Origin of the sequence: Streptomyces ferrugineus, from assembly GCF_015160855.1 — a bacterium.
Lineage (GTDB): Bacteria > Actinomycetota > Actinomycetes > Streptomycetales > Streptomycetaceae > Streptomyces > Streptomyces ferrugineus.
The window spans coordinates 4,906,502-4,932,972 of record NZ_CP063373.1 but is presented as its reverse complement, the minus strand read 5'-3'; the positions used below and the strand labels follow the sequence as shown (position 1 = coordinate 4,932,972).

23 protein-coding genes and 1 pseudogene are annotated in these 26,471 nt (G+C 69.1%); 13 read left to right on the top strand and 11 right to left on the bottom strand.

Features of this window, described 5'->3' with window-relative positions:
- Window positions 1-54: 54 nt before the first annotated feature.
- Genes IM697_RS22505 through IM697_RS22485 form a run of 5 tightly spaced genes read right to left on the bottom strand, consistent with a single transcriptional unit; the run spans window position 55 to window position 5,372 of the window.
- Window positions 55-1,272, bottom strand: coding sequence for an MFS transporter (locus tag IM697_RS22505; RefSeq protein ID WP_194049490.1), 1,218 nt, complete (start codon window positions 1,270-1,272; stop codon window positions 55-57).
- Window positions 1,257-1,820, bottom strand: a complete 564-nt coding sequence (locus IM697_RS22500) for a GNAT family N-acetyltransferase (RefSeq protein ID WP_228044857.1) — start codon at window positions 1,818-1,820, stop codon at window positions 1,257-1,259. The genes IM697_RS22505 and IM697_RS22500 overlap by 16 nt, the downstream gene beginning before the upstream one ends.
- Window positions 1,817-3,010 (bottom strand): type III PLP-dependent enzyme domain-containing protein, encoded by a 1,194-nt coding sequence (locus tag IM697_RS22495; protein WP_194049489.1) that lies wholly within the window; start codon window positions 3,008-3,010, stop codon window positions 1,817-1,819. Before IM697_RS22495 ends, IM697_RS22500 begins: the two co-directional genes overlap by 4 nt.
- Window positions 3,007-4,338: a DUF6271 family protein gene (locus tag IM697_RS22490; RefSeq protein ID WP_194049488.1), complete on the bottom strand. Its 1,332-nt coding sequence runs from the start codon at window positions 4,336-4,338 to the stop codon at window positions 3,007-3,009. Before IM697_RS22490 ends, IM697_RS22495 begins: the two co-directional genes overlap by 4 nt.
- Window positions 4,335-5,372 (bottom strand): phytanoyl-CoA dioxygenase family protein, encoded by a 1,038-nt coding sequence (locus tag IM697_RS22485; RefSeq protein WP_194049487.1) that lies wholly within the window; start codon window positions 5,370-5,372, stop codon window positions 4,335-4,337. The genes IM697_RS22490 and IM697_RS22485 overlap by 4 nt, the downstream gene beginning before the upstream one ends.
- 487 nt (window positions 5,373-5,859) lie before the next feature.
- On the opposite strand from IM697_RS22485, the gene IM697_RS22480 reads away from it, so the two are divergent.
- The 8 genes and pseudogenes from IM697_RS22480 (at window position 5,860) to IM697_RS22445 (ending at window position 14,103) form a co-directional block, all read left to right on the top strand.
- Window positions 5,860-6,636, top strand: coding sequence for a GntR family transcriptional regulator (locus IM697_RS22480; RefSeq protein WP_194049486.1), 777 nt, complete (start codon window positions 5,860-5,862; stop codon window positions 6,634-6,636).
- A 413-nt stretch (window positions 6,637-7,049) separates the two neighbouring features.
- Window positions 7,050-8,366: a helix-turn-helix domain-containing protein gene (locus IM697_RS22475; protein ID WP_265582733.1), complete on the top strand. Its 1,317-nt coding sequence runs from the start codon at window positions 7,050-7,052 to the stop codon at window positions 8,364-8,366.
- A 703-nt stretch (window positions 8,367-9,069) separates the two neighbouring features.
- On the top strand, window positions 9,070-10,680 hold the full coding sequence (locus tag IM697_RS22470) for a flavin monoamine oxidase family protein (RefSeq protein ID WP_194049484.1): 1,611 nt from the start codon (window positions 9,070-9,072) through the stop codon (window positions 10,678-10,680).
- Window positions 10,677-11,318, top strand: a complete 642-nt coding sequence (locus tag IM697_RS22465; protein WP_194049483.1) for a Rid family hydrolase — start codon at window positions 10,677-10,679, stop codon at window positions 11,316-11,318. The genes IM697_RS22470 and IM697_RS22465 overlap by 4 nt, the downstream gene beginning before the upstream one ends.
- Window positions 11,319-11,963: 645 nt before the next feature.
- Window positions 11,964-12,850, top strand: a pseudogene (locus IM697_RS22460) (DUF6192 family protein).
- 199 nt (window positions 12,851-13,049) lie between these two features.
- The gene (locus IM697_RS22455) at window positions 13,050-13,265 is read left to right on the top strand and encodes a hypothetical protein (RefSeq protein WP_194049482.1); all 216 of its coding nucleotides are present in this window, start codon (window positions 13,050-13,052) and stop codon (window positions 13,263-13,265) included.
- A gap of 125 nt (window positions 13,266-13,390) precedes the next feature.
- Window positions 13,391-13,675, top strand: a complete 285-nt coding sequence (locus IM697_RS45945) for a transposase (protein WP_194049481.1) — start codon at window positions 13,391-13,393, stop codon at window positions 13,673-13,675.
- On the top strand, window positions 13,672-14,103 hold the full coding sequence (locus tag IM697_RS22445) for a GNAT family N-acetyltransferase (protein WP_194049480.1): 432 nt from the start codon (window positions 13,672-13,674) through the stop codon (window positions 14,101-14,103). The genes IM697_RS45945 and IM697_RS22445 overlap by 4 nt, the downstream gene beginning before the upstream one ends.
- Before the next feature lie 6 nt (window positions 14,104-14,109).
- Here IM697_RS22445 and IM697_RS22440 read toward each other — a convergent pair whose 3' ends face one another.
- From IM697_RS22440 to IM697_RS22425, 4 genes are all read right to left on the bottom strand, one after another.
- On the bottom strand, window positions 14,110-16,395 hold the full coding sequence (locus IM697_RS22440; protein ID WP_228044856.1) for a tyrosine-type recombinase/integrase: 2,286 nt from the start codon (window positions 16,393-16,395) through the stop codon (window positions 14,110-14,112).
- Complete coding sequence (locus tag IM697_RS22435; RefSeq protein ID WP_194049479.1) at window positions 16,392-17,435, bottom strand: tyrosine-type recombinase/integrase; 1,044 nt, start codon at window positions 17,433-17,435, stop codon at window positions 16,392-16,394. The genes IM697_RS22440 and IM697_RS22435 overlap by 4 nt, the downstream gene beginning before the upstream one ends.
- A 120-nt stretch (window positions 17,436-17,555) precedes the next feature.
- Window positions 17,556-18,008, bottom strand: coding sequence for a hypothetical protein (locus IM697_RS22430; RefSeq protein ID WP_228044854.1), 453 nt, complete (start codon window positions 18,006-18,008; stop codon window positions 17,556-17,558).
- Between the two features lie 89 nt (window positions 18,009-18,097).
- On the bottom strand, window positions 18,098-19,591 hold the full coding sequence (locus tag IM697_RS22425) for a tyrosine-type recombinase/integrase (RefSeq protein WP_228044853.1): 1,494 nt from the start codon (window positions 19,589-19,591) through the stop codon (window positions 18,098-18,100).
- Between the two features lie 83 nt (window positions 19,592-19,674).
- On the opposite strand from IM697_RS22425, the gene IM697_RS44760 reads away from it, so the two are divergent.
- The gene (locus IM697_RS44760) at window positions 19,675-20,070 is read left to right on the top strand and encodes a hypothetical protein (RefSeq protein ID WP_228044851.1); all 396 of its coding nucleotides are present in this window, start codon (window positions 19,675-19,677) and stop codon (window positions 20,068-20,070) included.
- 362 nt (window positions 20,071-20,432) lie between these two features.
- Here the strand turns inward: IM697_RS44760 and IM697_RS22420 are convergent, their stop codons facing one another.
- A complete protein-coding gene (locus IM697_RS22420; protein WP_194049477.1) occupies window positions 20,433-21,503 on the bottom strand; it encodes a tyrosine-type recombinase/integrase in 1,071 nt (356 codons plus the stop codon).
- A 79-nt stretch (window positions 21,504-21,582) separates the two neighbouring features.
- On the opposite strand from IM697_RS22420, the gene IM697_RS22415 reads away from it, so the two are divergent.
- From IM697_RS22415 to IM697_RS22400, 4 genes are all read left to right on the top strand, one after another.
- On the top strand, window positions 21,583-22,131 hold the full coding sequence (locus IM697_RS22415; RefSeq protein ID WP_194049476.1) for a transposase: 549 nt from the start codon (window positions 21,583-21,585) through the stop codon (window positions 22,129-22,131).
- Window positions 22,132-22,260: 129 nt separating this feature from the next.
- Window positions 22,261-22,665 (top strand): GntR family transcriptional regulator, encoded by a 405-nt coding sequence (locus tag IM697_RS22410; protein WP_194049475.1) that lies wholly within the window; start codon window positions 22,261-22,263, stop codon window positions 22,663-22,665.
- On the top strand, window positions 22,662-23,558 hold the full coding sequence (locus tag IM697_RS22405; RefSeq protein ID WP_194049474.1) for an ABC transporter ATP-binding protein: 897 nt from the start codon (window positions 22,662-22,664) through the stop codon (window positions 23,556-23,558). Before IM697_RS22410 ends, IM697_RS22405 begins: the two co-directional genes overlap by 4 nt.
- Window positions 23,555-24,562, top strand: coding sequence for a transporter (locus IM697_RS22400; RefSeq protein WP_194049473.1), 1,008 nt, complete (start codon window positions 23,555-23,557; stop codon window positions 24,560-24,562). Before IM697_RS22405 ends, IM697_RS22400 begins: the two co-directional genes overlap by 4 nt.
- A gap of 167 nt (window positions 24,563-24,729) precedes the next feature.
- Here the strand turns inward: IM697_RS22400 and IM697_RS22395 are convergent, their stop codons facing one another.
- The gene (locus IM697_RS22395) at window positions 24,730-26,142 is read right to left on the bottom strand and encodes an NF041680 family putative transposase (RefSeq protein WP_322734577.1); all 1,413 of its coding nucleotides are present in this window, start codon (window positions 26,140-26,142) and stop codon (window positions 24,730-24,732) included.
- Between the last annotated feature and the right edge of the window lie 329 nt (window positions 26,143-26,471).

The following is a 26,471-nucleotide window of genomic DNA, read 5'->3' as shown; positions in this document are numbered from 1 at the left end:
GCGAGGTCGTCAGGCAGGGGCGGTCGCCCAGGACTTCCGCCCCCGAGAGGGCGGTCACGCGGCCCCCTTTCCGACCACCTCCGTGTCCATACTCCCCTCGGACGTCGCCTTCGTGGGGGCCCAGCTCAGGCGGGTCGTGCACAGGGAGACGATGACGGCTGAGGCTGCCACGACGGCCATCCCCCAGGTCAGGTCGCTGGCTTCGGCCACGAAGCCGATCACGGCGGGACCGACGAGGAGGCCGGTGGTGCCGGTGGCGGCGACCAGGGAGAGGGCGTGCGGGCCTTCGGCTGCGGCGGCGACGTAGAGGCACGGCGTCACGGCGGCCACGCCCAGCGCCACGCACGCGAAGCCGAGGAGCGCGGGCACTACGCCTCCGGCCAACAGTGCCAGCGCCAGTCCGATGCCGGCCACGGCGCTGCCGACGCGGACGACAACGGCGTCGCCCCAGCGGCTGCGCCAGCCGTCGCCGAAGAGGCGCGCGAGGACCATCACGACCGAGATGACCGCGATGCCCAGCGGAGCGACCTGGGCCGATGCGCCGGCGACGTCCTTCAGGTAGAGCGCGGACCAGTCGTTCATGGAGCCTTCGACCACCTCGGCGAACACCATGGTGCAGCCGAGCCAGAGCATCACCCGGGTCGGCCTGGCCATTCCGCGGCGGCGTTTGCCCTCCTCCTGATCGGCCGGCTCGTCAGCGGGAGCGTCTTCGGCGAGCAGGCGCGGGCGTGCGCAGGCGAGGAGCACCAGTAGTACGGCTGACGCGGCGGCGAAGTGGGTGACGATGCCGGAGGTCACCGTGGTCACGCCGGATGACACCAGGGCGGCGAGGAACGAACCGGCGCTGAAGGTGGCATGCAGTTGTGTCATCGCCGTACGTCCGTGGGCCGCCTCGAGGGCGGCACCCTGCGCGTTCATGGCCACGTTCAGGCAGCCGACGGCCACGCCGTCCGCGCAGAGGATCACCAGCGCCACGGGGTAGTTGGGAGCCACGGACAGCGCCAGGAGGATCGCCACCAGGCCCAGCCCGGACAGCAGGGCGAGGTGGCGCGCTCCGAGGCGCTTCATCAGGAACGTGACGAGCGGGAAGGAAGCCGCCGCGCCTGCCCCGGTGACCATGAGCAGCAGGCCCACCTCCCCGGCGCTGAGGTCGAGGCGTGTCTTGAGGGCGGGGATCCGGGAGATCCAGGTGGCGTACTGGAACCCGAGGAAACAGAACAGCGCCGCGATCGCCAACTGCGTACGTCTGAAGTCGTCTAGGACACGGGGCACGGGAACCGGGCCACCTCCTTCGAATGGCTGGTACCGCTGCCGGGCACCGCGATGGACATGTACACGGCGTTGTCGCCGTAGCTCTCCGGGAGCCGGACTCCCGGGTGGGCCCGGTAGCCGTGCGCGGCCCAGAAGGCGGCCATGCCGTCGACGGCGACGAGCGAGATGTGCTGGAACCGGGGTCGCGCGGCGGCCGTCAGCCGGGCCAGCAGTCCGCCGCCCCAGCCCCTGCCCCGCTGCTCCTGCGCGACGACCATGTCGTGCAGATGGAGGTTGCGCGAGTCGTGCACGGCCTCGTCGTACCTGGCCAGCGCCGGGTACTGGAACATCGGGTACGGCAGCGAGAGCAGGTACCCGGCGACGCGCCCCTCGATGTCCAGCACGAAGCAGGTGTCCGGCGAGGCGCGCCCCTTCGACTCCAGCGCCGCCCGGCCCTCGGTCAGTGAGCTTCCCGCGTAGGCCGCCGCCTCCATCGCGGCTATGCCCGGCCAGTCACCGTCGCGCACGGGACGGATGCGCTCGTCGTGGCCCGCCCCTCCCCCGCTCACGCCGCCGCCCCCGCACGCCCGATCCCGTCACGTACCGTCGTGTGCGGAAGCGGTGCGAAGCCGTTGAAGCCTTGTGTCATGTAGCTGGTGGCGTACGCGCCGGCAGACAGGACCCAGACCGGGTCGCCGGAGGTCAGCGCCTTGGGCACGAGGCGGTGCGCGATTGCGTGGGCGTCGTCGCTGTCGCACGTGGGACCGGCCACCACGGCGGCGACGTACTCGTTGTCGAAGTGCCCCGGGAAGACGAGCCGGTGACAGAGCTCGTCCATCTCGTAGAGGCCGTTGAACTTTCCGCAGCTCAGGTACAGCCAGTGCACGAGCTCGCCGTCGGGCTGCCGCCGCTCGGTGAGCCGGTAGACGTGCGCACGGATCGCGCCGTGATCGGCGACCAGATGGCGGCCGGGCTCCATGACGAAGGCGAGAGGCGCCGCGTTGAGGTGCCGCAGTTCGTCCATGCCTTCGCGTAGAACGGCGAACATCTTGTCCAGCGGCGGCTCCAGGCTGCGGCCGTGCCGGTCGAGGTAACCGAGCGCGGGCAGTCCACCGCCGAAGTTGACGTGGTCGAGCACGATTCCCTGTTCGAGCAACGCCACCATGGTGTCGGCCAGTTGGTCGAGGGCCTGGCGCCATGCCTCGTACGTCATCTGCTGCGAGCCGACGTGCACCGAGAGTCCCGCCGGGGTCAGTCCGGCGGCCCGCGCCGCCGTCAGCACGCGGACGGCGTCGTCCTGCGAGCAGCCGAACTTGCGGCTCAGTCCCCACAGGGCGCCTTCCCCGCTGGTGGCGAGGCGGCAGTAGACGCGGGCGCCGGGGGCGTGCGCGGCGACGGCCGCCACGTCCTGCACGCTGTCCGTGGCGAAGGTCCGCACGCCGAGCCGGTGGGCCTCGGCGATGTTCGCGTCGGACTTCACGGTGTTGCCGTAGTGGATGCGGTCCGCGGGTACGCCCAGCCGCAGCGCCTGCTCGATCTCCGTGGGGCTCGCCGCGTCGAAGCCGGCGCCCCGGTCGGCGAGGCAGGTCAGCACCTCGTCGACCGGGCACGCCTTCATCGCGAACCGGACGATGACGCCGGGCAGTTCGCGCACCAGGTGGTCGTACTGGCTGCCGACCCCGGTGAGATCGAAGACGACGCAGTCCGACGACGCGGCGGCCAGGGCGGAGGCCAGTCGCACGCCCAGGTCGGCGATCACGCGTCCGCGCTCCCGAGGCCGGTCTCCCGGGCGGCGCGCACCAGCGCGGGCCAGGCGTCGATCAGCAGCGCGAAGTCCTCCGTGTCCCGCCGTGCCTCGTCCAGCAGCTGATCCCGGCGCGCGTCCATCCGGTCGGCGAACTTGGCGTAGCGGCCGCCCAGTTTGCGGTACGAGGTGCTGACCCGGTCCAGGCGCCAGATGTTCTCCGTCCAGTCCAGAGCGGCGCTGTCGCGCAGGAAGCCGGAGATGACGTCGCCGCGGACGTGCTGCCGCTCGTCCAGCAGTGCGGCACCGGCCGCGCCCATGCGCTCGTAGACGTCGTTGAAGTAGAGCATCGACAGCAGGAACTTCACGAACCGCATCTGGTAGGCGCGGAAGCCGGCGTCGGTGCGCCGGAAGGGCGTGTAGAAGTTCTCGATGTGGCGGTTGTGCAGCACGCCGGGCAGCGCGGCGTCGTGCACGAGGTGGATGAGGAAGTAGTCGCTGCCGATGGTGTCGGTCGCCGGTGGCAGCGGTACCCGCTCGTACACGTCGTGGTCGAAGCCGATGTTGCTCATGTCCACCCGCATGGGGTCGACCAGCGTCAGGGTGGAGTGGTCTCCGGTGAAGGGGGTGGTTCCGGCGCCCTTGAAGGACTCCTCGACCAGCTGTTCCTTCTGCTCGTCCGACCAGTGGGCGGGTGCCCACAGGCTGACGACGTCGTGGTAGACGCCCGCGTCGAGCTGCTCGATCTCGGCGATGTCCACGGACGGTTCGCCGATGAAGGAGGCTCCGACCATGGACACCGGACGGTGGCCGTGGTCGGCGGCGAGGACGGTCTCGGTCACGGCGGCAGACGCCTCGATGGCGGGCCTGCCGAGCGAGGACAGCTCGTGGTGGATGGGGAAGACACGTTCGCCGTCCAGGACTTGGTAGGTGCAGTCCGAGTCCCGCCGGTGCACGGACCGGCAGCCGAGGGCACTGGCGATCAGGAAGGCGCGATTGGTGCAGGCGCCGTAGGAGAGTGCGGTCGGCAGCATGAGGCCGAGCAGCAGCTTGGGCACGGCGACGTCGGAGCGCTGGATCGTGCGGCGTAGGAAGTCCCGCTGGCGGGCTTCGTCGAGGTGGTGGACGATCACGTTCGCAGTGGCGGGCAGGCCGGCCACGACACGGGCGTGCTCGGCCCGCGTGGTCTCGTCGCAGGAGTCGAGGATGAGCAGGTGCACCTCGGTGCCGAAGTTGCGGGCCGCGTACGCGGCCTCCTCGCCGATCCCCACGATGGCGTCCGCGCACGCCCTGTTCGTGGGCAGGGCCAGGCAGATCCGGTCGGTGCTGGTCTGTCGGTTCACTTGGTGCTCTCTCGTTCGCTCCAGGAGTCGAGTCCCAGGAGTTTCCTGCCGAGGTCGTCGAGCGTGGCGGTGCCGTACCGGAGCGATTCGTGCCGAACGGCGTCCCCGAGCAGCGTGCCGTTCCAGTCGGGCGTGCTGAGGGTGCGCCACGACTCGACGCGGGAGCGTCGCAGTTCCTCGTGCTCCTCCAGCGCCGGCATCATCGACAGGTACTGCACGGCGCGGACACCGTGCTCGGAGACGTTGGGCGCGACCCCGTGGGCCAGCAGTCCGTTGAAGATCAGCAGGTCGCCGGCCTGCAGGTCGGGCCGCACCACGGGGAACTCGGCGCGGTCGATCGCGGGCCGGATCGGGTCCCGGTCGGCCGGCTGCGCGATCCGCCACTCGTCGAACCGCCGGAACAGCTCGGGTGCGCACTGGAACCCGCCCAGTTCGGGCTGGGTGTCGTTGAGGGCCAGGATGCCCTGCACCCGCTGCGGCAGCACGCCCAGTGTGGTGTCGACGTCCCAGTGCAGTTCGATGTCGAAGCCCTCGGCGGTCGGCTCGATGAGGGAACGCGAACGGCTGCCGCGGTTGGGCGGGTTGAGGTTCAGCCGGTCGAGGGTGACCCACAGCTCGTCGCAGTCCCACACGTCGGCGAAGGCGTCGTAGACCCGCTGTGTCTGCCGGGTGTCCCACATGAGCTGGTGGTGGTACGCCTCGACGAAGCCGTAGACGTGCAGGTCGCGGTCGAGATCCGAGCGGAACTCGCGTTCCTCGTACCAGGTTTCGGGCCGGTCGGGGTCCAGTCCCTGGAACTCCCAGGCGAACTCGTACAGGCTCTTTGCCGCGCCCGGCGAGACGGCGTTGCGCACCACGACGTATCCGTACGTCTGCCAGAAGGCGAAGTCCTGTTCCGACAGCACGCGCAGTGGCCGTGACTTCTCGATCTCGATCTCTCTCAGCTGCGTCTGTGCGAGGTATGTCTCGCCGTCGGCGCTGAAATACGGGCGCCGTGTCGGGGCGCGGTACAGGTAGGGGTCGGATGTCGGCATGCGATCACTCCAAGGCTCGAGTCCTCAGTGGCCGAGGGGAACTCCGGGCCGTCACTGATCGAACTGAGGTTGCTTCAAAGTGGACTAGACCAATTCGTGGTGTCAATCGCAACCCGGCGAAGTTGCCGCGAACTGCCTGCCAGTTGCCTGTTGCCGACCGCCCCGCAGACCGGGGCCGCTCTGGGCGTGGCGATGCGACACCCCTGCCCCCGGCGGCCTCGCGGTCACCGCAAGTGCCGCTCGCAGGCCGTGCGTTGCGATGCGCTGCTGCCTGCCGCCACGCCGGACGGTGCCGAAGGCCGTGGGCCCGCACGCGACTTGGTCTAGGCTTTTCAGTACGCCGGGATTGCCCAGAAGGCCGCCCAGCCACTCCCGGGAGGCCACAGAACCGCCTCCGCGCCGTGACACACCGCCCCCAGTTGGACTAGACCAAAGGCGAGTTGGGGGCTATAACGAGACACCTGCGAGTGCGCCCGGAAGGCAGGTCATGACCACCGACGTAAGCATCGTTCAGCACGACACCGGCATGCCCGGTGGCGCCGCACGGGTGCCGAAGTACTACCGCGTGAAGCAACAGGTCCTCGCGATCGCGGGGTCGCTGACGCCGGGTTCACGCATGCCGGCCGAGCGATTACTCGCCGTCCGGCTCAACACCTCGCGCACCACAGTCCGGCTGGCGCTGCAGGAGCTCGTCGGTGAAGGCCGGCTGGACCGGATCCATGGAAAAGGCACCTTCATTGCACGGCCGAAGCTCTACCGCGTCCTCCAACTCACCTCCCATACCGAGGAGATGCAGGCACAGGGCCTCGAACCCGCTTCGCGCATCCTGGACATGCGTCATATCGAGGCCGACGAGGAGCTGTCGCGTCTGCTCGACATCGATGTCGGTGAGCGGGTGGTGCGCATCGAGCGGCTGCGGCTGGCCGGTGACGAGCCCATGGCCGTCGAGACGACCCACCTGTCCGCACGGCGCTTCCCCGACCTGCGCGAGTCGCTGGCCAGGTACAGATCCTTGTACACGGCGCTCGGCGAGGTGTACGGCGTGCACCTGTCGGAGGCCGAGGAGGGCATCGAGACCTCGCTCGCGACCCCGTACGAGGCCAGGCTGCTCGCGACGGACGTGGGCCTTCCGATGATGCTGCTGTCCCGACACTCGCACGACACGGAGGGCAGACCGGTGGAGTGGGTCCGTTCCGTATACCGCGGCTCCCGCTACAAGTTCGTAGTGACCTTGATGCCCATGGCGGACCGGGCGTCCGGCTGAGGCCCCGTCCGGTCCCGACTGCTCCACCTCGTTGCTCGCGCCCCCCACGTTCACGGCGAACCGCACGCTGCCGCCCCCTGACCGCGCGACCGGCCCCCGACACGGCCCGCCCCGGTGCGGCGGCCGTGACTGCATGCAGAACGCTGAGCCCTCAGGCCGGCCCCCACGACCGAGCCCCTGAGGACCAGTCCCGCCCCGCCAACCCTGGGAAAGTCGTGACACGACAGGGTGTTCTCACCAGCCGAACCGAAGCCGACCCGACGCCGGCCGAAGCCGACCGAACACGAGCCTCCGCCAACCGTGAGGGTGGCAGTCCGCCCCTGGACACCCGGCCGCTCGCCGACCACCGACCCGCAAGCAGAGACCTGCCTTTCGTGCCCCGGACATCGTTGCCCACGACGCTCGCGGACGCCTTGGTCACCGCACGCGAGGCGGCCTGCCTGACCCAGGAGGACCTCTCAGAACGGTCCGGAGTGAGTGTGCGGGCCATCCGCAACCTCGAGACCGGCCACACCTCCCGCCCCCGCAAACAGTCACTGCTGCTGATCGCCAAGGCCCTCGGGCTGCCCCCGGACGAGATCGGGCGGCTGATGCGCAGACCCGGCGCCGGGAAGCATCAGCCACCACCCGGTCTCGTACCCGCCGAACTCCCCGCGGCGCCCCGCCACAGACTCGTCGGCCGGACGGCGCACGTCGACTCGCTGCGTGCGCACCTCTCCGCCACGGAGCAGGGCGACACCGGGCGGCCCGCGGTCGTCGTCGGGCCTCCCGGCGTGGGGAAGACGTCGCTGGTCCTGGAGGCGGCGCACGGCGTACGCGACCGGTTCCCGGACGGACAGGTGTTCGTGGATCTCCACCCAGGAGCGTCCTCCACACCGCTGACGCCGGACGAGATCGTCCCCCGCGTACTGCGCTCCCTCGGTGCCGGACCGGCGGTGGACCATCCGGAGGAAGCAGCCGCCCGGCTGCGGGACGCGCTGAACAGGAGGCGCGTCCTCGTCGTCCTGGACAACGCCGACAGCGAGGCTCAGATACGGCCGCTGCTGGTGGACGGCTCGCGCAGCGCCGTACTGGTGGCCGCGCGCCGCGAACTCCCCGCGCTCTCCGACCAGTTCCGCCGGCACATCGGCGCCCTGAGCGATGAGGACGCCCTCCAGGTGTTGGAGGACCTGCTCGGAACCGAACGCACGGACGCGGAGCGATCGGCCGCGTCGAGTGTGCTGCGGTTCTGCGGGGGGCTGCCGCTGGCCCTGCACATCGCCGGGCTGTGGCTGTCGGCGCGACCGCACCGGTCGCTGCGTGATCTGGCGGACCGGCTGACGAACGAGCAGGACCGGCTGCGTTTCCTGCACATCGGCGATCTGTCGCTGGAGGCCAGTGTGGCGGCCTGCTACAGCTCACTGCCCGCCCCGGTCAGGGCCGCGTTACAGCGGCTGAGGACGGTGAACGGCGACTTCGGTGTCGACGACATGGTGACTCATGTGACACCGTCGCGAGGACCGGCCGCCGATCTACTCGATGACCTCATTGACCGCCAGATGGTGCACGGGGTCGGACCGGCCGCCGACGGCCGACTCCTGTACCGGCTCCACGACGCGGTGCGCCAGTACGTGGCGTACGGCCCGGTCCGCTCCTGGCCCCCGGACCGCGTGGCGGACCAGATCTGGCTCCCCCGGCAGGCCGTGGACAGCGGCAGAAGGGAGGCGGGAAGCGTGAGGCGGGAAGCGTGAGGCCCCCCGGTCGCCGTCATCCGGGCCGCCCGCCTGGCGGCCCCCGGCCCGCTGATCACCGGAGAGGACGGCCTAGTGATCGGGGTCGATCCGGGCACCGGCCACCAGCAGCGGTGACCGACGTGTCCTCCCCCTACGAGGCCACATGGATCCTGGCCGACGATCTGATCCTCCGCAGCGGCGGAACCGCAGTGCTCGGCAAGACGGGAGAGAAGCTGTAGACACGCTCCGGCTTCCAGCCGCGGGGCAACCTGGCACAGCCCCTGGGTGAGGACCTGCTCTGCGGCAAGCTTGAAACAGAAACCCCTATAGCGGCCAAACACCGACCGATCGACCGGCCGGAGATGTGAACACGGCCGCACCGGCGTCCTCCGATGCCCGCAGGGGCGGTGGCGCTGTCCGTGTGCTTCACCGTCACATCGCGAAACGACCGAGCGTGCGCATGTCGATCTGCACAGGGGCTGCCCCGGCGGGGAGGGCTTGCCCAGGCCCAAAGACGGGACCGCGCCCGTTCCTTCCTCTTGCCTCGCAGCGCATGGCTCGGACCGGTTACGTCAGTGGCATAGCGCTGTAACAGTCCTGACGGAGGCTCATGAAGCACCTCCGGTCTCCTCAGTGACTCGCACCCCCCACGTGACCGGGTTGACCGAACGACCGCTCCCCGGCCGGCGCTCGCCCCGGGGTGCGGGGTGAGGAGGAATTGATGGCTGCAGAGCAATCCCCGGCATCCCGCCGCGACTTCCTGAGATCCGTCGGCGTCGCGGGTGGCGCCGGGGTGCTGTACTCGGCCATGGGCGCACTCGGGCTCGCGCCGGTGCCGGACGCGCGGGCGGATGAGTACCGGGCGCCTCAGCGAAGCGACTTCGCGCTCACCGGGCGCGGCGGCAAGAAGGTGCTCGTGCTCGGCGGCGGCATAGCCGGCCTGGCGACGGCGTACGAGCTGGGCAAGGCCGGTTACGACTGCCGGATCCTGGAGGCGAAGAACCGCCCCGGCGGCCGCAACTGGACGGTCCGCGGCGGCACGAAGCTGACCGACCTCGACGGGCGTACGCAGACGGCGACGTTCACCGAGGGCCAGTACATGAACGCGGGCCCGGCCCGGCTGCCGCAGTCCCACGTCACGCTCGAGTACTGCCGCGAACTCGGCGTCGAACTGCAAGTGTTCACCAACCAGAACGCCAACGCGTACATCCACCACGAGAGCGGCGCCGCCCTCGCGGGCAGGCCCATGCGCTGGCGCACGGCGAAGGCCGACGTCTACGGCTACGTCTCCGAACTCCTCGCCAAGGCAACCGACCAGGGCGCTCTGGACGCACGGCTCACCGCGCAGGACAAGGAACGGCTGATCACGTTCCTGCAGAGCTTCGGCGCCATCAAGGGCAAGGCCGACGGCTACGCCTACACCGGCACCGACCGGCGTGGCTACTCCGTCGAGCCGGGCGCGGCCTTCGAGGACGGCACCGTCCTCGGCCCGGTGCCGTCGCTGTCGGACGTCATCGCCAGCGGCGTGGGGCAGCGCTTCGCCTTCGAACTCGGCTACGACCAGGCCATGCTGATGTTCCAGCCGGTGGGCGGCATGGACGCGATCCCGTACGCCCTGGCCAAGGCGATCGGCCAGAACCGCATCACCTACGGCGCCAAGGCGCTGGAGGTCAAGGACCTGCCGGACGGCGCCGAGATCACGTACGAGGACGCCGGCGGCCGTACCCGCACCCAACGCGCCGACTTCGTCGTCGCGGCGATCCCGCCGATGGTCATGGCCCGCCTCAAGCACAATCTTGGGACCGACATCACCGCGGCCCTGAAATACGCTGTCCCGACCCCCGTCGGCAAGATCGGGCTCGAGTACCGCAGCCGCTGGTGGGAGACGGACGAGCACATCTACGGCGGCATCACGCCGACCGACACGGACCTGGCCACCATCTGGTACCCCTCCTACGGCTACCAGGGCCGCCGTGGCACGCTCATCGGCTACTACAACTTCGGTGCCAACGCCGTCGCGTACAGCGATCTGCCGCACACCCAGCGCCTTGCGCGGGCGCTGAGCCGAGGCGTGAAGATCCACGGCGACAAGTACCGCACCGAACTCGACCACTCCTTCAGCGTCGCCTGGCACCGCACGCCCCATATCGAGGCCGGCTGGGTGGGCTGGCCCTCGCAGACCGGTCCCGAGTACCAGCTGCTCAACCAGCCCGCCGGGCACGTCTACTTCGCCGGTGACTGGCTCAGCCACGTCATCGCCTGGCAGCACGGGGCGTTCACCTCGGCCCGCAAGGTCGTGACCGACATCCACGAAAGGGTGATGGCCGCATGAAGCGACGTACGAAGGCTGTGATCGGTACGGCACTGACCGCCTCGCTCCTCACCGGCGGCACCGCACTGGCCGAGGGCAAGGGATGGTGGCCCACCGCCAAAGAGGTCCGCGTCATGCTGCCCGAGGGCCAGTCCAACCCGGCCATCGCCACCGGGGTGGCGACCGGCGGCGAGGTGGCGATCTACCAGAGCAGCGGCCTCGGCCCGACCGCGCTCAACCCGTCCGCGCCGGCCGGCTCACCCGAGCTCTACACCGACCCGGCCCTCACTCAGGGGGCCACAGGCGTCACGGTCACCGAGGCCCAGGCGCTCGTCGTCCTGCGCAACATCAAGACCAACCTCGAAACGGCGGGTCTGACCCTGGCCGACGTCATCACCATGAAGTGCTACCTGATGAAACCACCCGGCGCCGAGACCGCCGACTACGCCGGATGGAACCGCGCGTACCGGCAGTACTTCGCCAACATCGACCTCACCTCGAAGGAGGTCGTCCCGGTCCCGATGGGCACCTCCGCCCCCAAGACACCGCTGGTCGCCAACAAAGCCCGTCCCGCGCGCGCCACGATGGAGGTCGCCTCGCTGGCCGTCAAGGGCTGGCTGGTGGAGGTCGAAGTCACCGCCGCGTACAAGAGGCGCTGACGGGCACCGCTCCGCGGGCAACTGCCAGGAGAGGCCGGGCCCGTAGCCGGGCCGACTCCAGCCGGACACCTCACTGCTCCTGCGGGCCGACATCGGCCTGCAGGGGCTCAGTGCCCGTTTCTCAACCTCCGGTATGGATCTTCGGGCGGGTCTAGTCTGGTTTGGTGGCCGGGATCAACGGGCCTGTACGGGAACGGCGTTGACCGGGGTGCGGTGACTGGCTGAGGCTGGAGGCCGGGCCCCGTGCGGTGTTCTGCTCGGGGGTGTGCCGTTCCAGGCAGTGGCGCCGTCTGCGACGGGTGCGGCTTCACACGGCCGCGTTCGCGCGGGACGAGGGTCGGCGGGTGTGCCCGGTGTGCGGGACGGTCTGGGCGGCCGGGGTGGATCACCGCCGCAACGCGGTGTACTGCTCGCCTCGGTGCCGCCGGAGGGCCTGGGTGGCGCGTAAGGAAGCGTTCGCCCAAGCGTCCGGATAAACGCTTCGACGAACGGTTCATGTGTCCGGTTTGGTTTCGAACGGTCAGTTGCTGTCATTGCTGGTGTTGGATCTCGAACTGGCTTGACTCTGACGGAAGTTGGGCCGGGGTGTTGTCGCAGGCGGTCCGGTCTGCCGGGCCCTGACCCGTGAGGGACGGGTGAGGCGTCATGCCCACCGCCACAATCGGCCACATAACCCGCCAGCGCTACGAGCAGATCATCGCCGCCGACCGGGAACTGGTCGAGCAGATGCAGCGCATCCAGTTCACCATCGGCGACCACGCGCTGGAGATCGAGCCGATGCAGCCGGTCGGCGGCGCTCACCCGGCTCCCGGTGAGGAGCCGTTCGGCGTCGACGTCTCGTTGCAGATATACGCCGATGACCTGGGGCTGTCGCTTAGTACGGTCCGCAGCTACCGGTTCGCCGCACACCGCTGGCCGGCCGGCCAGCGTCGTCACGGCGTCTCCCACAAAGTCCACCTCCACCGCCTGGCCGACGACGAGGTCGCCGCCCAGGTGGCCACGGATGTCCTGCGCCGTCCGGAGGTCGCGGCCAAAGTGGTCGCGGACGACACCGCCCGTCACATGGTCAACAAGGCGGAGACCACGCAACACCGGACCGAGGTCGTCCACGACCTCATCGAGGACGACGCAGTGGCGGCTCAGGTCGCCTCCGATGTGCTGCGCCGTCCGGAGGTCGCGTCCAGGGTGGTCGCCGACGACACCGCCCGCCATGCGGTCAACCGAGCCCAGACCGACCGCTCTCAGCAGCAGGCCGATGCGTTCCGTCGGGAGACGCCAGCGGGGCGGACGGTGAGGAAGATCGAGCGGACCCAGGAGTTTTTGGACTGGTCGGCGCCTGCCACCACTTCGTGGCGGCCTGTGGGAAGGCGGTGCCCCAATTGCGCGGTCGGCACCTGTCGGACGACGAACAGGCGGTCCTGGCGCAGAACGTCGCGCACTGCCGGGCCACGCTGGACTGGATCGAGACCGCTGCCGAGACCGGCGAGGTCGACATGGACGACGAACTCGCCCGCCTGTTGCGGGGAGAGTAACCGTGGCCAAGCGTTCCCCGATCGCGGAGCGCCACGCCGGACCTGATCCGCATTGCCCTGTTCGAGGACGCGCCCGCCGGCATGACGCTCGCGCGGCTGATGGGCTCCTGCGAACTCAGCCGCTGGCAGACCAGACGGGGCCTGGCCACGCTGCGCGACCTGTGCGCCGAACGCGGCTGGCCGCCCGTCATTTGGACGCGTGACCTGGGTTATCACTCTTGCGAGCGGGGCCGAACTGGAGGAGTGGGAGCGGGCCTGGCTCAGCGAGAAGCCCACCCAGTTCCGTCGGGTGATCACGGGCACGATCGGCCCACACCTGGCCCTATTCCCCAAAAGCACCTGGGCCGGATACCTCAGCGATCAGATGAAGGCGACCGAGTCGAACCTCGCGATGGCCGCCCGCCCACCGCGCTGACCACTCCTCACGGCCGGGACGCTCGGCGAGAGAACAGAGGAGACCGGGCCCGGTCCACGCGTCCGCAGTGCTTCCCACCGCGCCGGGCCCACCCCGGGATGCGCGAGCCCCGCTACCCGTCCGACATGACGGATGCCGAATGGCACCTGATCGAGTCGCTTTTACCCGTCCCGGCCTGCCAGAAATCGACCGGTGGACACCCGGAGAAATGGCCGCGGCGGGAGATCGTCGGCGGCATCCGCTACCTGGTGGATAACGGCATCAAGTGGCAAGTTATTGAGAATCGAGACAGGGGTGTGACCTTTCTGGGTGACTGCATGGCTGGTGAGGTGCGGGATGTGCCAGGTCCGGCGAGGGATGTTGCTGACCGTTCCGGCCGCCTGAGCGATCGGGGCAGGATGAGGCCGTGATCACACAGATTTCGCGAGACGACCCGTCACTGCTTGAGCAGGCGGTCCGCCACTTCCGTGGAGTCGAGGAGGTCGATGCGGTTCGGGCGTTCGCTGACACGCCCAGCGCACTCGCCTTCGTAGCGGCTGATGAGGCAGAGATCCTTGGGTGGTGCTGGGGGCATCATTTGGCGCGTCCGGACTCGTCATCGATGCTTTATGTCCACCACCTGGAGGTGGCGGAAGCTCGTCGCCGTCGGGGCGTCGGACGGGATCTTCTTCGCGCCTTCATGGAGGCGGGGGCGAAGGCCGGGGCCACGAAGATGTTCTTGACCACCGGTGAGGCGAACGTGGCGGCCCGGTCCCTGTACGAATCCCTCGGAGGTGGGCTCGCTGCGCAGGGACCCACGGTGAACTACTGGTTTCTCCTCGATCCGCACCTGGGATGAGCGTGGCTATTGGCCGCCGTTGTCTCCGCGGGTCGTGATCGTGCTCGTGAGCTGGGTCAGGGGAATGAAGCGGTCGGTGGTGCCCAACTCCCTGGGGGTTGGGCCGGCCGGGGTGGGGGTGTCGCTAAGCCGTTCCGCGAGGGCTGCGACCGCTTCGCGGTCGCCCTCGAGGGCTTCGCGCTCGTCGTCGGTGAGGTCGAGCTGTTCGAGCATCTGGTCGATGCCGTCCTTGACGGCCAGAAGCTGGCCGCGGCTTGAGGTCTTGGGGACGTAGAACGGGCAGCGTGCGCAGGCCAGCCGGTGGGGGCACTTGGCGAAGAAGTCGTAGGAGCAGTAGCCCTCGCCCAGGTCGTAGTACTTCCAGGGCTGCTCGCCGCCAGCGGCGGCTCCGGTGAGGATGGACTGGCGGTCGATGAGGACTTGGATGGTGCGCACGTTCCGGGCGAAATAGTCGGCGCGCTTGTAGGCCGCGGACAGCGTCCGTTGGAGGATCTTGGCGTAGTGGCGGGTGCTGGATGGGTGTTTATGCCCGAGCCATTGCTGCAGGTCAGCCAGGGACAGAGGGTCTTTTGCGTTCAGCAGCTGGGTGGCGATCGTGGCGCGAGCCCGGTGGCTGGTGAGTGCGCCGCGGGAGTCGGTCTCGGGAATGCCAGCTTTCGCGCAGAGAATCGGGATGAGCTTGTCGTTGAGGTAGGCGGAGCCGATGAGCTGGGCCCGGTAGCAGAACAGGTGCTGGCGCCGCTGTCCGGTCTTGCGATCGGTGATGTCCGGCTGGGCAGGGCGGACGGTCTTCCAGGCATCGATGAGCTCACCGACGATGGGATCGACCGGCTTGGAGAACGCCGCCGTCGTCTTGTTCACCGGGATGTGCAGCAGGCAGACGCGGTAGGTCTCGCCGCTGTCCGGGTCGGTGGCCTGGTCCCAGCGGACGCATTCGAGTTCGAGACGACGTATCTCGTCCATCCGCAGCCCGCCGAACAACCACACCCCGACCAGGGCGCGGATCATCTCGATCGGGTAGTAGTTCGCGTGCCATCCGGCAGCCTTCGCCCGTGGTGTCCCGTAGGCGCGCAGGCCCTCGGCGGTCAGCGTCAGACCGGCGGCCATGAGCTTGGCCCAGGCGGCATCGTCGATGATCCGGGGGTCTGGGTCGCGGCCTGCCCGGACTGACAGCGGCAGAGCGAGGACACGGCGGGGATCGAACCTGGGGGTGATCCATTCCCATTCGATCAGGTCGCAGAAGAAGCTGCGGATGGTGTCGACCCGTCCGGCCTTCCCGCTGGCGCCCAGGGGCTCGCCCCAGCCGGTGCGGTTGCGGTTGTGGCCGGCCCATTGGCCGCGAACTGCGGTCATGGTGTCCGCGATGTACTCGGCGGCGATGTCACGCGTCCACGCTTGTGGGCTCGTCGCCTCCGGGTGCTTCTCGGCTGCCCAGCGTCCGGCCACCAGCAGCAAGGGGAACTTGGTGCGGACGGTGCCGGGCTCGTTGGTGCTGAACTTCCGCCAGCGCAGGACAACTTCCAACCACTCCGGCGGCACCGAGGCCACGGTCTCCGGACGCGTTCCGCGCTGTTGGTGACTGCCGGTGAGCGGTTCGGGGATGTAGCCGTTGGCCGCCAGGACCCTCGACATCTTGAAGAACCCACGGCGCCGGGCGCTGGACGCCGGATGGTCGGCGACCAGGTCCTCCAGCAGCTCCAGCGTCACGTCCTCCAGACGCGGGCTGCCTGCGCTGAGCAAGGCATCGAGCACCGAGGAGCGGACCAGCTCCGGCTGCGATTTCGGTTGAGTCTCCCAGCGTTCCAGCAGCGTGCAGACCTGGTCCAGAGCAGGATCGACCGCCCCGTATCCGAACACGAAGTCGGCCAGCGGACGCAACTTGGGCATCCCGACCCGGTGGTGCAGTCGCCGGTGTCCACCGAAGAGATAACCCCAGGCCACCAGGTGGGCCCGGCGCCGGTGACGGATCTCGCCCGTGACGGAGGCAACGAATGCCGTCCAGGTCTGTTCGTCCCAGGCCCAGTAGGCCACGGAGCGCCGGCCGACCTCCATCAGGAGCATGTTGCGGGCCGAGTCGGTCAGTGCGTTCCCCCACCGAGCCGAGACCGTCTCCAGAGGGTCGATCAGCCGGGCCAGGTCAGCACGATTGCGCGCGTGTATCACCTGATGATCCAGCGCGGACAGGCGGCCGAGCGCCGCCCGCTCATCCGCCGTCAGCACCGGGCTCTGGGCTGCGATGTCGGCGCAGTACTTTGCGAGCGCGGCCGGTGCCGGCCGTTCGATCGCGCTCATCGGACTGCCGCCAGTGCCGCCAGCAGGTTCTCCCGGTCCTGCTGGACCGATGCCGACGCGTGATGCAGCCGAGCGGCCAACTCCCGGCCGGACAGATGGATGTAGCGCATCGTGGTCGCCAGGTCGCGGTGGCCGGCGTACTGGGCGATCTGATCGATGGTCCAGTCGGCGCGGGCCAGATCAGTCAGCCGCAGGTGTCGGAAGGTGTGGGTGGACAGCCGTGCGGCACCGGCTCTGCGGGCGATGCGTTCGACGGTCTTCGACCAGGAGGAAGGCCCCAGCGGTCGCCCGTAGTTGCGATTGGAAGCAGCCCGGAAGAGCGGTCCGTCGATACGGCCGAACAGCCCCCGGCGTTCGTTGAGGTAGGCGACGAACAGCCGGGTCGACGTGACGCCGAAGGCGACCTCCCTGGCCCGCTGGGACTTGGTCGTCTCCGCACGCAGATGGACCAGGCGGTGCGCGGGCTCGAAGTCCTCGACGTCGAGCTGGACAAGCTCCTCACGGCGCAGAGCCCCGTCGTAGGCGAGCGTGACCATGAGCCGGTTGCGTAACGGCTCCTCGGCGCACGCGGTGAGAATCCGCTGCCATATGTCTTCGTTGGGGATCCAGGGCGCCGGCTCGATGCGCCGTACGAGCCCTTGCCGAGGACTGCGGCCACGTCGGCTGGTCTGCCCCCGCCGTACCGGATTCCGTTCGCGCAGTCCGTCTTCCACCAGGTACTCGTAGAAGGACCGCACGGCCACCAGACGCTGCTGGACCGTCGCGTTCGCCAGACCCGTCTTCGGCCGCAAAGGCGCCTTCACCGTTCGCTGGCGGGGCCGATCGAGCATGTCCCCGATCCAGGCGGCGACCGTGTCCGCACCGGCCAGTACGGGATCTGTGCCGTCCACCGCGCAGAATCGCAGGTGGTCCTCGACCGCTCGCCCGTACGCGTCGATCGTATTGGGAGCCCGACCGATGTTCGCCATGAACTGCAGCCACCGGCAGGCCAGTTGATGTTCAGCGAGAGTGGGGAACTTGCCCCACGGGATCGGGGCCATGGCAGCAGCGTAGCCCTGCTCGATTCCACATAAGGCGGTCCATGCCCGCCGACTACCCCGCCCTTTCTGTGGAATCTGAGTCCTGGTGTCAACCCCCTGGGGGACTCTTGGCTCATCTGGTCACAATGGGATCGCGCGGTAGCTCAGTGCCGCATCGGTGATCGTCTCGGCGGAGGCGTCCTGCAGTTCGGCTGGAGGATGGAAGATCAGGCCAGCCGCCCGCGGATGGGGCACGTTGACTTCAAAAAGCCGCAGGTAGTAGTCGGCCTCGGGGCCGGTGGCCAAGATCCTGCAGACGATCTCGACGAGCTCGCCGCGCGTGATGTCGGGCACCTTCGGCCATGCCGGCCGGGCGGCTTCCCGGGCAAAGTCCTCCAGGTCGCGCCATCCGTAGTACTCGGCGAAGTCGAGGATCGTGTACTCGTGCCCGGTCTTCTTGTTGAAGGCGGCGACGGCCTCTTCAGCGGGGCCGCCGCGAGCGATCAAGTCGGAGATGCGCTCGATCTCACTGCACATCTCGTCGAGCTGTTGTTGGGTCACGGGCGGTGGCAGCAGCTCCGAGCGTAGGTCCATGCCTCGCATTATGCGTAGACGATCAGACCGCGTAGACGATCAGACCGTGTGCTCTGGGAGCCGGGTGTCGGTAACCAGGGTCTGGAGTCTTAGCGGATCGTCTCTGGCGCGGACGGCCCTTGGCGAACGTCGATGATCGGCAGGAACGTCGCGGTGGCCGGGAGCCCGATCTCTCGTGGGGTCAGCCCGGCGGGAGTGGGGATGTCGGTGAGCCGCTCCAGGAGCTGGTCGAGGGCGGCTTGGCCGTCGTCGACGGCGGCGCGTTCGTCGTCGGTGAGGGGGATGCCGGCCAGCATCTTCTGCAGGTTGTCCTTCGCCTCCAGCAACTGCCCCTTGCTGGAGGCTTTCGGGGTGTAGAAGTCGCAGCGTGCGCAGGCCATGCGGTGCTGGCACTGTTCGAAGAAGGTGTAGGTGCACCAGCCGTGGCCGAGGTCGTAGTACTGCCAGGGCTCGCCGCCGGCAGCGGCGCCGGAGGCGACCGCGTCGCGGTCGACCAGGACTTCGATGGTGCGGACGTTTCTCGCGAAGTATCCGGCGTCGTTGTAGGCCCTGGCCAGGGTGTTCGGGGTGAGCTTCGCGTAGTGTGTGGTCGCCTCGGGCGTCCGGTGGCCGAGCCATTCCTGCAGCTCGAAGAGCGTCATGGGCTCCTTGGCGTTGTAGAGCTGGCTGGCGATGGTGGACCGGGCCCGGTGGCTGGTGAGGTTGCCGCGGACGTCCGCTGTGGGGACGCCGGCCTTGCGGCAGAGCATCGGGATGATCGCTGTGTTGATGTAGTGCTTGGCGACCCGGCGGGCACGATGGGCGAACAGGAAGTCGGCGTACTCGCTGGTCTTGGAGTCGAGCGTGGCGGGCTGGGCGGGTCGGACGGCCTGCCATGCCTCGATGGCCTGGCCCAGGAGCGGGTCGACGGGCTTGGTGAACGCGGTGCCGGTCTTGTGGGTGGGCACGTCCAGCAGGCAGACCGCGTCGCGGGCGAGGACCTCTCCGGAGTCGCCGGGGATGGGCAGGCCGTCGTGCTGCCAGCGGATGCAGCCGACCCGGAGGCGGGCTATCTCATCGCTGCGTTGTCCGGCGAACAGCCAGGTCAAAGTAATGGCCCGGATCAGCTCGACCGGATACGTGCGGCCGTCCGCAGTCGGCAGGTCACCGGGCTCGACGTTCAGGCCGGCCCACAGCAGCTTGGCCCAGATGTCGTCGGCGATCACGCGTGGGTCCGGACCCATCAGGGCACGAACGCTTCGGGGTTTCCGCAGGGCATGGGAAGGGTCGAAGCGGCGCGGGATCCACTCCCATTCGTGCAGGTCACGAAAGAACGCGCGCGGCACCTTGAGGTAGCCGGACTTCGACTCCGCAGTGAGCGGCTTGCCCAAGCGGTCCTGGGAGAGCATGCCGTGCGTCCACTGCGAGAAGTCGCCGACGGCCATCCGGTCCACTGCGGCGACCCAGGCCGCGCAGGTCTGCCGGTTCCACTGGCCCGGCTCGGTGACCCCGGGATGTTCGGCGGCCAGCCTCGGCCGATCTTGGCGAGCACGCTGCGGTAACCGCCGCGGACCGTTGCGGTGAGCGTCGACGTTGCGTGCCAACGCTCGACCCACTCCACCCATGGAGCTGGGACTCCTTCCATCGCTGTCGGCCCGGACTCGTGTCCTGCTGGCGACGCATCCGCGTGGCCGAGCGCGGCGACCGCTCGGTGGAGGCCGTGGAGGTCCTTGCCCCACTGCCCGCTCATCGCCGGGTGGACGCGGAGTGCGGCCAGTGCGTCAGTGGACAGGTCCTCCAGCAGCGGACTGCGGTTCAGCAGCAGCATCTGGCAGATCGCCGAGGCCAGCCGCTCGGCATCACGGCGGTAACCCCAGCCGGCCAGGACTCCGCAGATCCGCCTGACCGCATCGTCGACACGGTCGGCTCCGAACACCCGGTGGGCCAGGGGCAGCCGCTGGAAGCGGCCGAGCCGGTCGAAGGCGGTGAACTCGCCGAGCAGATAGGCATAGACGATCACGAACGGCCGGGCGTTGGGGCCGATCTGGCCACCCCATGTGCGTCGGAACTCGGCGCCGCTTGAGTCAATTAGGTCCACCCAGTCCTGCACCGGCCAGCCCCAAAAGGCCCGGCGGAGTTCGCCGCAGCGGATCAGAACCAGTCCGGCCGCGTCCCGGGCGAACCGCCGCTGATGACGGTCGTCCGGAGGCAAGTGCACGGCGGCAAGGGAGTCCGCCAGCGGCCGCACCAGCCGGGCCATAGGCCGCAGGACCACCGCGTCAGAGGTGAGTCCCTCGCGCCGGACGCGCTCGATACTGAGGTCCTGGAGTGCTTCCGCCTCGGCCTCGGTTAGCAGACCGTGACGGTCATAGGAGGCGAGGTCGACAGGCCATGGCCAGGTCAGGGTGCTGGTCGGCCGTGCGGACGTCGTACTCGGTTGCGCGGTCACTTGGCAACCGCCTGAGTGCCTTGGCCCGTGCGGGTCAGCATGTCCACACGCCAGGAGTGGATCTGCTGCATGCCCCGGTTCAGCTTCTCCGCCAGGTCACGGCCGGAGAGGTGGATGTAGGTCAGGGTCGACTCGGTGCTGCGGTGCCCGGCGAAGGAAGCGATAGCGTGCAGTTCCCAGCCCATCCGGGCCAATTCGGTCAAGCACAAATGCCGCGTGGTGTGCGTCGAGAACCGCGGCAGGTCAGCGGCGAGAGCGACCCGCCGGATCACCTTCGACCACGTCCACAGAGTCAGCGGCTGGCCGTAGTTGCGGCGTGACTCCGACAAGAACAGCGGTCCCCGGGCCCTGTTGATCGTGGCTCGGTGCGCGAGGTAGCCGGACAGCAGGACCCCGGTCGCCGCCGAGTACGGAACGATCCGCTCGCGCCGAGTCTTCGTCGTCTCCGCCCGGATCCGTAGGGTCCGGTGGGCGGGGTCAAGGTCATCGGTCCGCAGCGAGCACAGTTCCTCCCGCCGCAGTGCCGCGCCATAGGCGAGAGCGAGCATGACGCGATTGCGTACGGGCTCCTCGCGCACGATCTCCAGCAGGTCGAGCCACTGCCGTTCGCTCGGGATCCAGGGCAGCTTCGTCAGGCGGGGTACCAGCCCTCGCTGATGACCGCCGAACCTCCGGTCGGGTGTGTAGCGTCCGCGGCCGACCGGGTTGGACTCCCGCAAGCCCTCCTCGATGAGGTAGTCGTAGAACAGCCGTACCGGCACCAGCCGTTGCTGGAGCGTCGCATTCGCCAGACCGGCCCCGGAGTCCAGTGCCACGACGCTGGGTCCGCGCCGACTCGGCCGCGTGCTCAGGTCCTTCACGAACGCGGCCACATGTAACCGGGTCGCGGCAACCGGGTCGATTCCGTCCCGCTCACAGACCAGCAGGTACTCAGCCAGCCCCCGTGCGTACGCGTCGATCGTCCGAGGAGCCCTCCCCAGATCCGTCCACACCCGAAGCCACTCGGCCGCCCGCTCGTGCCGGCCCAGCACCGGCCACTTTTCCTCCACCGATATCCCACTGCCCATGGGGCCCCTCAGCTCGTGATGATCCCGCAGGATACGAGCCGCATCCAGCGAGCCGTGATTCCACGTAACTGGTAGGCGGATGATTTACGGGTTCGCCCGGCGCTGGGCCGCCGCCGGGGTCATCGGCGTCATCCGCGACCAGCTCTGCCGAAAGGTCCGTCTGGCCAGTGGGAAGACACCCCGTGCGGCGTCGGCGATCGTCGACTCGCAGAGCATCAAGGCCTCCGAGACCGTCGGCAAGGCCACGCGACGGTGGGATGGCGGGAAGTTGATCAATGGCCGGAAGAGACACCTGATCTCCGACAACAGCGGCCTTGTCCTCCTGGTCATGGTCACCGACGCCGCGGCCCAAGTCTCTCTCGTGGCACGGGAATTACTGTTCCGGCTCGCGTTAGACCGTTCGCCGTCCGCCGGGCGCCAAGGCCCGCGCCGGTGGGTGGTGGAGCGATCTTGGTCGTGGATCATGCGTGCCCGTCGGCACTGCCGCGACTACGAACGCCTCCCTGAGATGAGCGAATCGCTGATCACATGGGCCGCCATCACCCTGATGACCCGACGTCTGACCCGTCGGTCAAGCCGCCCTGCCACACAGGTCACGACGTGGACTCCGGTCGCACAAGCGGCCTGACTGCCAGGCCCGATTCTCCGGTGCACTCCCACGCAGTTCCTTGTTCCTTCGTCAGTTTCGGCCGATGCCGCACCTTCCCCGTTGACCGAACATCACATGATGAGGCTAAAGTACTAGGCAACTAGATAAATGGAGGAACCCGTGATTGAGTTCCACCTGAACGACCGTTCCGGCACGTCCCCGTACCAGCAACTGGTCCAGCAAGTGCGCCACGCGCTGAGGCTGGGCCTGCTTAAGGAAGGGGACCGGCTCCCCACGGTCAAGGAGGTGGCCAGGCAGGTGGCGGTCAATCCGAACACCGTGCTCAAGGCGTACCGGGAGCTGGAGCACGAGGGACTGGTGGCCGCCCGGCCGGGGGTGGGGACGTTCGTGACGCGGACGCTGGCCGACGCCTCGCTCGCCGCGCACGGCCCGCTCCAGAAGGACCTCCGGCGGTGGCTGGCCAAGGCCCGCCTGGCCGGGCTCGACGAGGAGTCCATCGAGGCACTGTTCATGACCACCTTTCGGACCGCCGCTGGAGAGGACATAGCGTGAGCGCCGTCTTACGGGCCCAGGCTCTGGGCAAGAGATACAAGCAGCGCTGGGCGCTGCAGAACTGCGACCTGGACGTGCCCGCCGGGCGGGTCGTCGGGCTGGTCGGACCCAACGGGGCGGGCAAATCAACCCTGTTGAACCTGGCCTCCGGGATGCTGAAGCCGACCGCAGGCACCATCGAGGTGTGCGGCGGCCGTCCCGCCAGCGGCCCCGCGCAGCTGGCCAAGGTCGGCTTCGTCGCCCAGGACACCCCGACCTATGCCGCCCTGAGCATCACCGATCACCTGCGGCTGGGTGCCCGCCTCAACCCCGGCTGGGACGACGTCCTGGCCCGGGACCGGATCCGGCGGCTCGGCCTGGACCTCAAACAGAAGGCCGGGAGGCTGTCCGGCGGCCAGCGCGCGCAACTCGCCCTCACCCTGGGCCTCGCCAAGCGACCAGAGCTGCTCATCCTGGACGAGCCGGTCGCCGCCCTCGACCCCCTCGCCCGGCGAGAGTTCATGCAGGACCTGATGGAGGCCGTCGCCGAGCACGAGCTGAGCGTCGTGCTCTCCTCCCACCTGGTCTCCGACGTGGAGCGGGCCTGCGACTACGTCATCGTCCTGGTCGACTCCCGGGTACAAGTGGCCGGCGACATCGACGACCTCGTCGCCTGCCACCACCGGCTCACCGGACCGCGCCGGAACCCGGACACGCTCCCGGCCGGTCAGCACGTCATCACCGCCAGCCACACCGACCGGCAGACCACCCTCCTGGTGCGCACCGACACCGCCGTCCACGACCCGTCCTGGACCGTCAGCCCGCTCGGTCTGGAAGACATCGTCCTGGCCTACATGACCCGGCCCGCCGATGCGGTACGCGACACCCGACCCGCACTGGAGGTCCTTCGATGATCTGGCTGACCTGGCGCCAGTTCCGCACCCAGGCCGCCGTGATGTCCGCCGCGGTGACTGCCCTCGCCGCCACCCTCGCGATCACAGGACCGCAGTTGGCCGACCTTTACCGCGCTGCCGGCAGCAGCCTGGTGGACCGGCTCTCCAGTTCGGATCAGACCCTCTACTACGCCGGACTGCTGGTCGTGCTTGCCGTGCCGGCGGTCATCGGAATGTTCTGGGGCGCACCGCTGATCGCCCGTGAACTGGAGACCGGCACCCACTACCTTGCGTGGAACCAGGGCGTCACTCGCACACGCTGGCTGGCGACCAAGCTGGGCCTTGGTGCGGCAGCCGCCATGACCGCCGCCGGACTGGCCGCACTCGCAGTGAGCTGGTGGAGCAGCCCCATCGACCGGGCTGTCAACGGCGGTGGCGCGACGGACACGTACTTCCCTCGGCTCGACCCCGTGGCCTTCGCCGCACGGGGTGTCGTCCCCATGGCCCATGCCGCCTTCGCCTTCGTCCTGGGCGTCACCCTCGGCCTCATCATCCGCCGCACCCTGCCCGCGATGGCAACCACGCTCGTCGTCTACACCGCCGTCCAGATCTCCGCGCCGATGTGGATCCGGCCTCATCTGGCCGCCCCGGACCGGACCACCGTGCCGATCGAGCCCGGCGGCGCCCCCATCAGCATCCAGGAGGGCGCCAAGCAGATCGTCGCGCATCCCGAGGTGCCCGGTGCCTGGGAGACCTCCCAACAGACGCTGAACGCCGCAGGTCAGCCAGCCCCCGTGCCGTCGTCCTTCGCCGACTGCCTGCACACCGAGTCAGACCCGCCCACCCTGCAGCAATTCGACCGCTGCATCGCCGACCTCGGCGCCCTGGGCTACAAGCAGCAGGTGACGTACCAGCCCGCCGGCAACTTCTGGGCCCTTCAATGGGCCGAGACCGGGCTCTTCCTCGGCCTCGCCCTGGCCCTGACCGGGTTCTGCACCTGGTGGATCCGCCACCGCCTGACCTGACCACGCAGCAGGTCCGGAGCGCGACGCCGGACCGCTGAAGCAGGCGCGATGGGCAGCCGGGGTCATCCGGCTGCCCCTCGCGGTGTTTCACAGCGTCGCGTGTCATCGGACACGAAAGACGCCAGTCTTGGCATGACTGGATCAGACACAGGCACTCAGCTTGATCATTAACCTCGCTGCTGTTTCAGGCGGACGTGTTCGGTGAGGGTTTCGATTCGTTTCACGGTCTTCCCAGGCTCGTGACGTGGGGCTGGCCTGCGGTTCTTCGAGCCGGGTGGGCGTCCGGGTCCGGGCTTGGAGGGTCTGGGCACGTCGGCGGGACGGGCGGTCTTCACGCGGAGGTGGCGGAACCCTCGGCGGACTCGGGCGGGGGTGAGCCGGCGCGGCTCGGAGGGCCGTTCCCAGGGGCGGCGGAGGTCCTCGGCGAGGGGCCGGGCGAGGCGGAGTTGGGTGTGGGCGGCGATGATCAGCCAGGTCCACAGGTCGGCCGTGTGCGGATCGCGGACCTTGGGGACGGTCCAGCCCAGGGTCTGCTTGAACAGCCGGAAGGTATGTTCAAGATCGAATCTGCGGAGGAACGCCTGCCAGCGCAGGTCGACGTCCTGGCCGGTCATGCCGGTGCGCGAGGACCACATCCATACCGGCTTGGGGTCGCGGTCACCAGGTAGGTGCTCGACCTTCAGCCGGATCAACGTGCCGTGGATCAGAGGGAGTTCGCCGCAGTGGTCGAGCCAGGGGCCGCGGGCCTGCAATCGGGGGTGCATCCGGTCCCAGGCGAGGGCTTCGGCCGTGCCGTAGCGGGTGGTGTCGCAGGTCGTGGCTTGGTCGGGGGTGTGCCAGGTCTCCGGCTTGGAGAAGGTGAGGACGCCGCCGTGCTTGCGGGGCTGCCCGCCACGCGGGGAGGAGCGGCGTGGGCCGGCGTCCCGGAGCATGACGCGGTCCGAGCGTAGGCGGCCGACCAGTTCGACGGGCAGGTCGGCCAGGACGTAGGCGAGGCGGGTGACGTCGTAGCCGGTGTCCATCACGACGAGGATGTCTGCGTCGCCCGGCTGCCACTGCCCGGCGTGCACCAGCCGGGTGACCACCTCGCGCAGCTGGGCGGCGGTCACCGCGGTGGCATCGTCGCACGGCCCCAGCCGGATCGCGTCCAGCACGGCCGTCCATGACGTGCGTCCCGTCTCCAGGGCGGCGACGAAGGAGTAGGGCCAGCCGGGGATGAACTGATCCGCGCTGCGGCCCCGCCCGTAGACGTGGCAGAACAGCAACTCCGGGCTGGTGGGGGCGTCGGGTCGCAGCCAGTTGCTCACGTCCACCGCGAGCACGATCCGCCCGTCGGCGGCGCGTGGCAGCGGCGTGGCGGCCAGCAGCCTGCGCAGGCGGCGCGGTTCCAGCCAGCCGTGGTTGACCGCGTCGTACATCGCTCCGTGCCCGCGCCGGTGCTCGGCGGTGAGCGTCAACTCGACCAGCGACGTCACCGGGCCGTCCGAGCACAGCACCGCGTCGGTGAGCTCGAAGAGCGCATCCGCCCGGGTGTAGAGGCAGTCGTAGAACTCGACACGAAAGTGGGACAGGACGCCCACCGCGGCGTCAGCGGACTGTTCAGCGGCGAGACTCTTCACCAGCGGCCGTTCCTTCACGCGACGTTGCTCGACACCTCGAAGCGTGAAGAACGGCCGCCCTGTTGTCCCTGGAACGAACCAAGATCAGCGGGTCAGGTGAACGGCCGAGGTTAAACACCAAGCTCAGAGCCGGCCAGCAGGGGGGTGAGGCCAGCGAGCGGGACTGGCTCGTGACCGCCCGGGCCAGGGCACCGATGCTCGCGAAGGGTCGCATGCGCGTGCCCTGGCGACCGCGTTGCTGGTCCCAGGGCGCGGCAGGGTCGGCAGGGAATGAACAGCGACCTTGATTG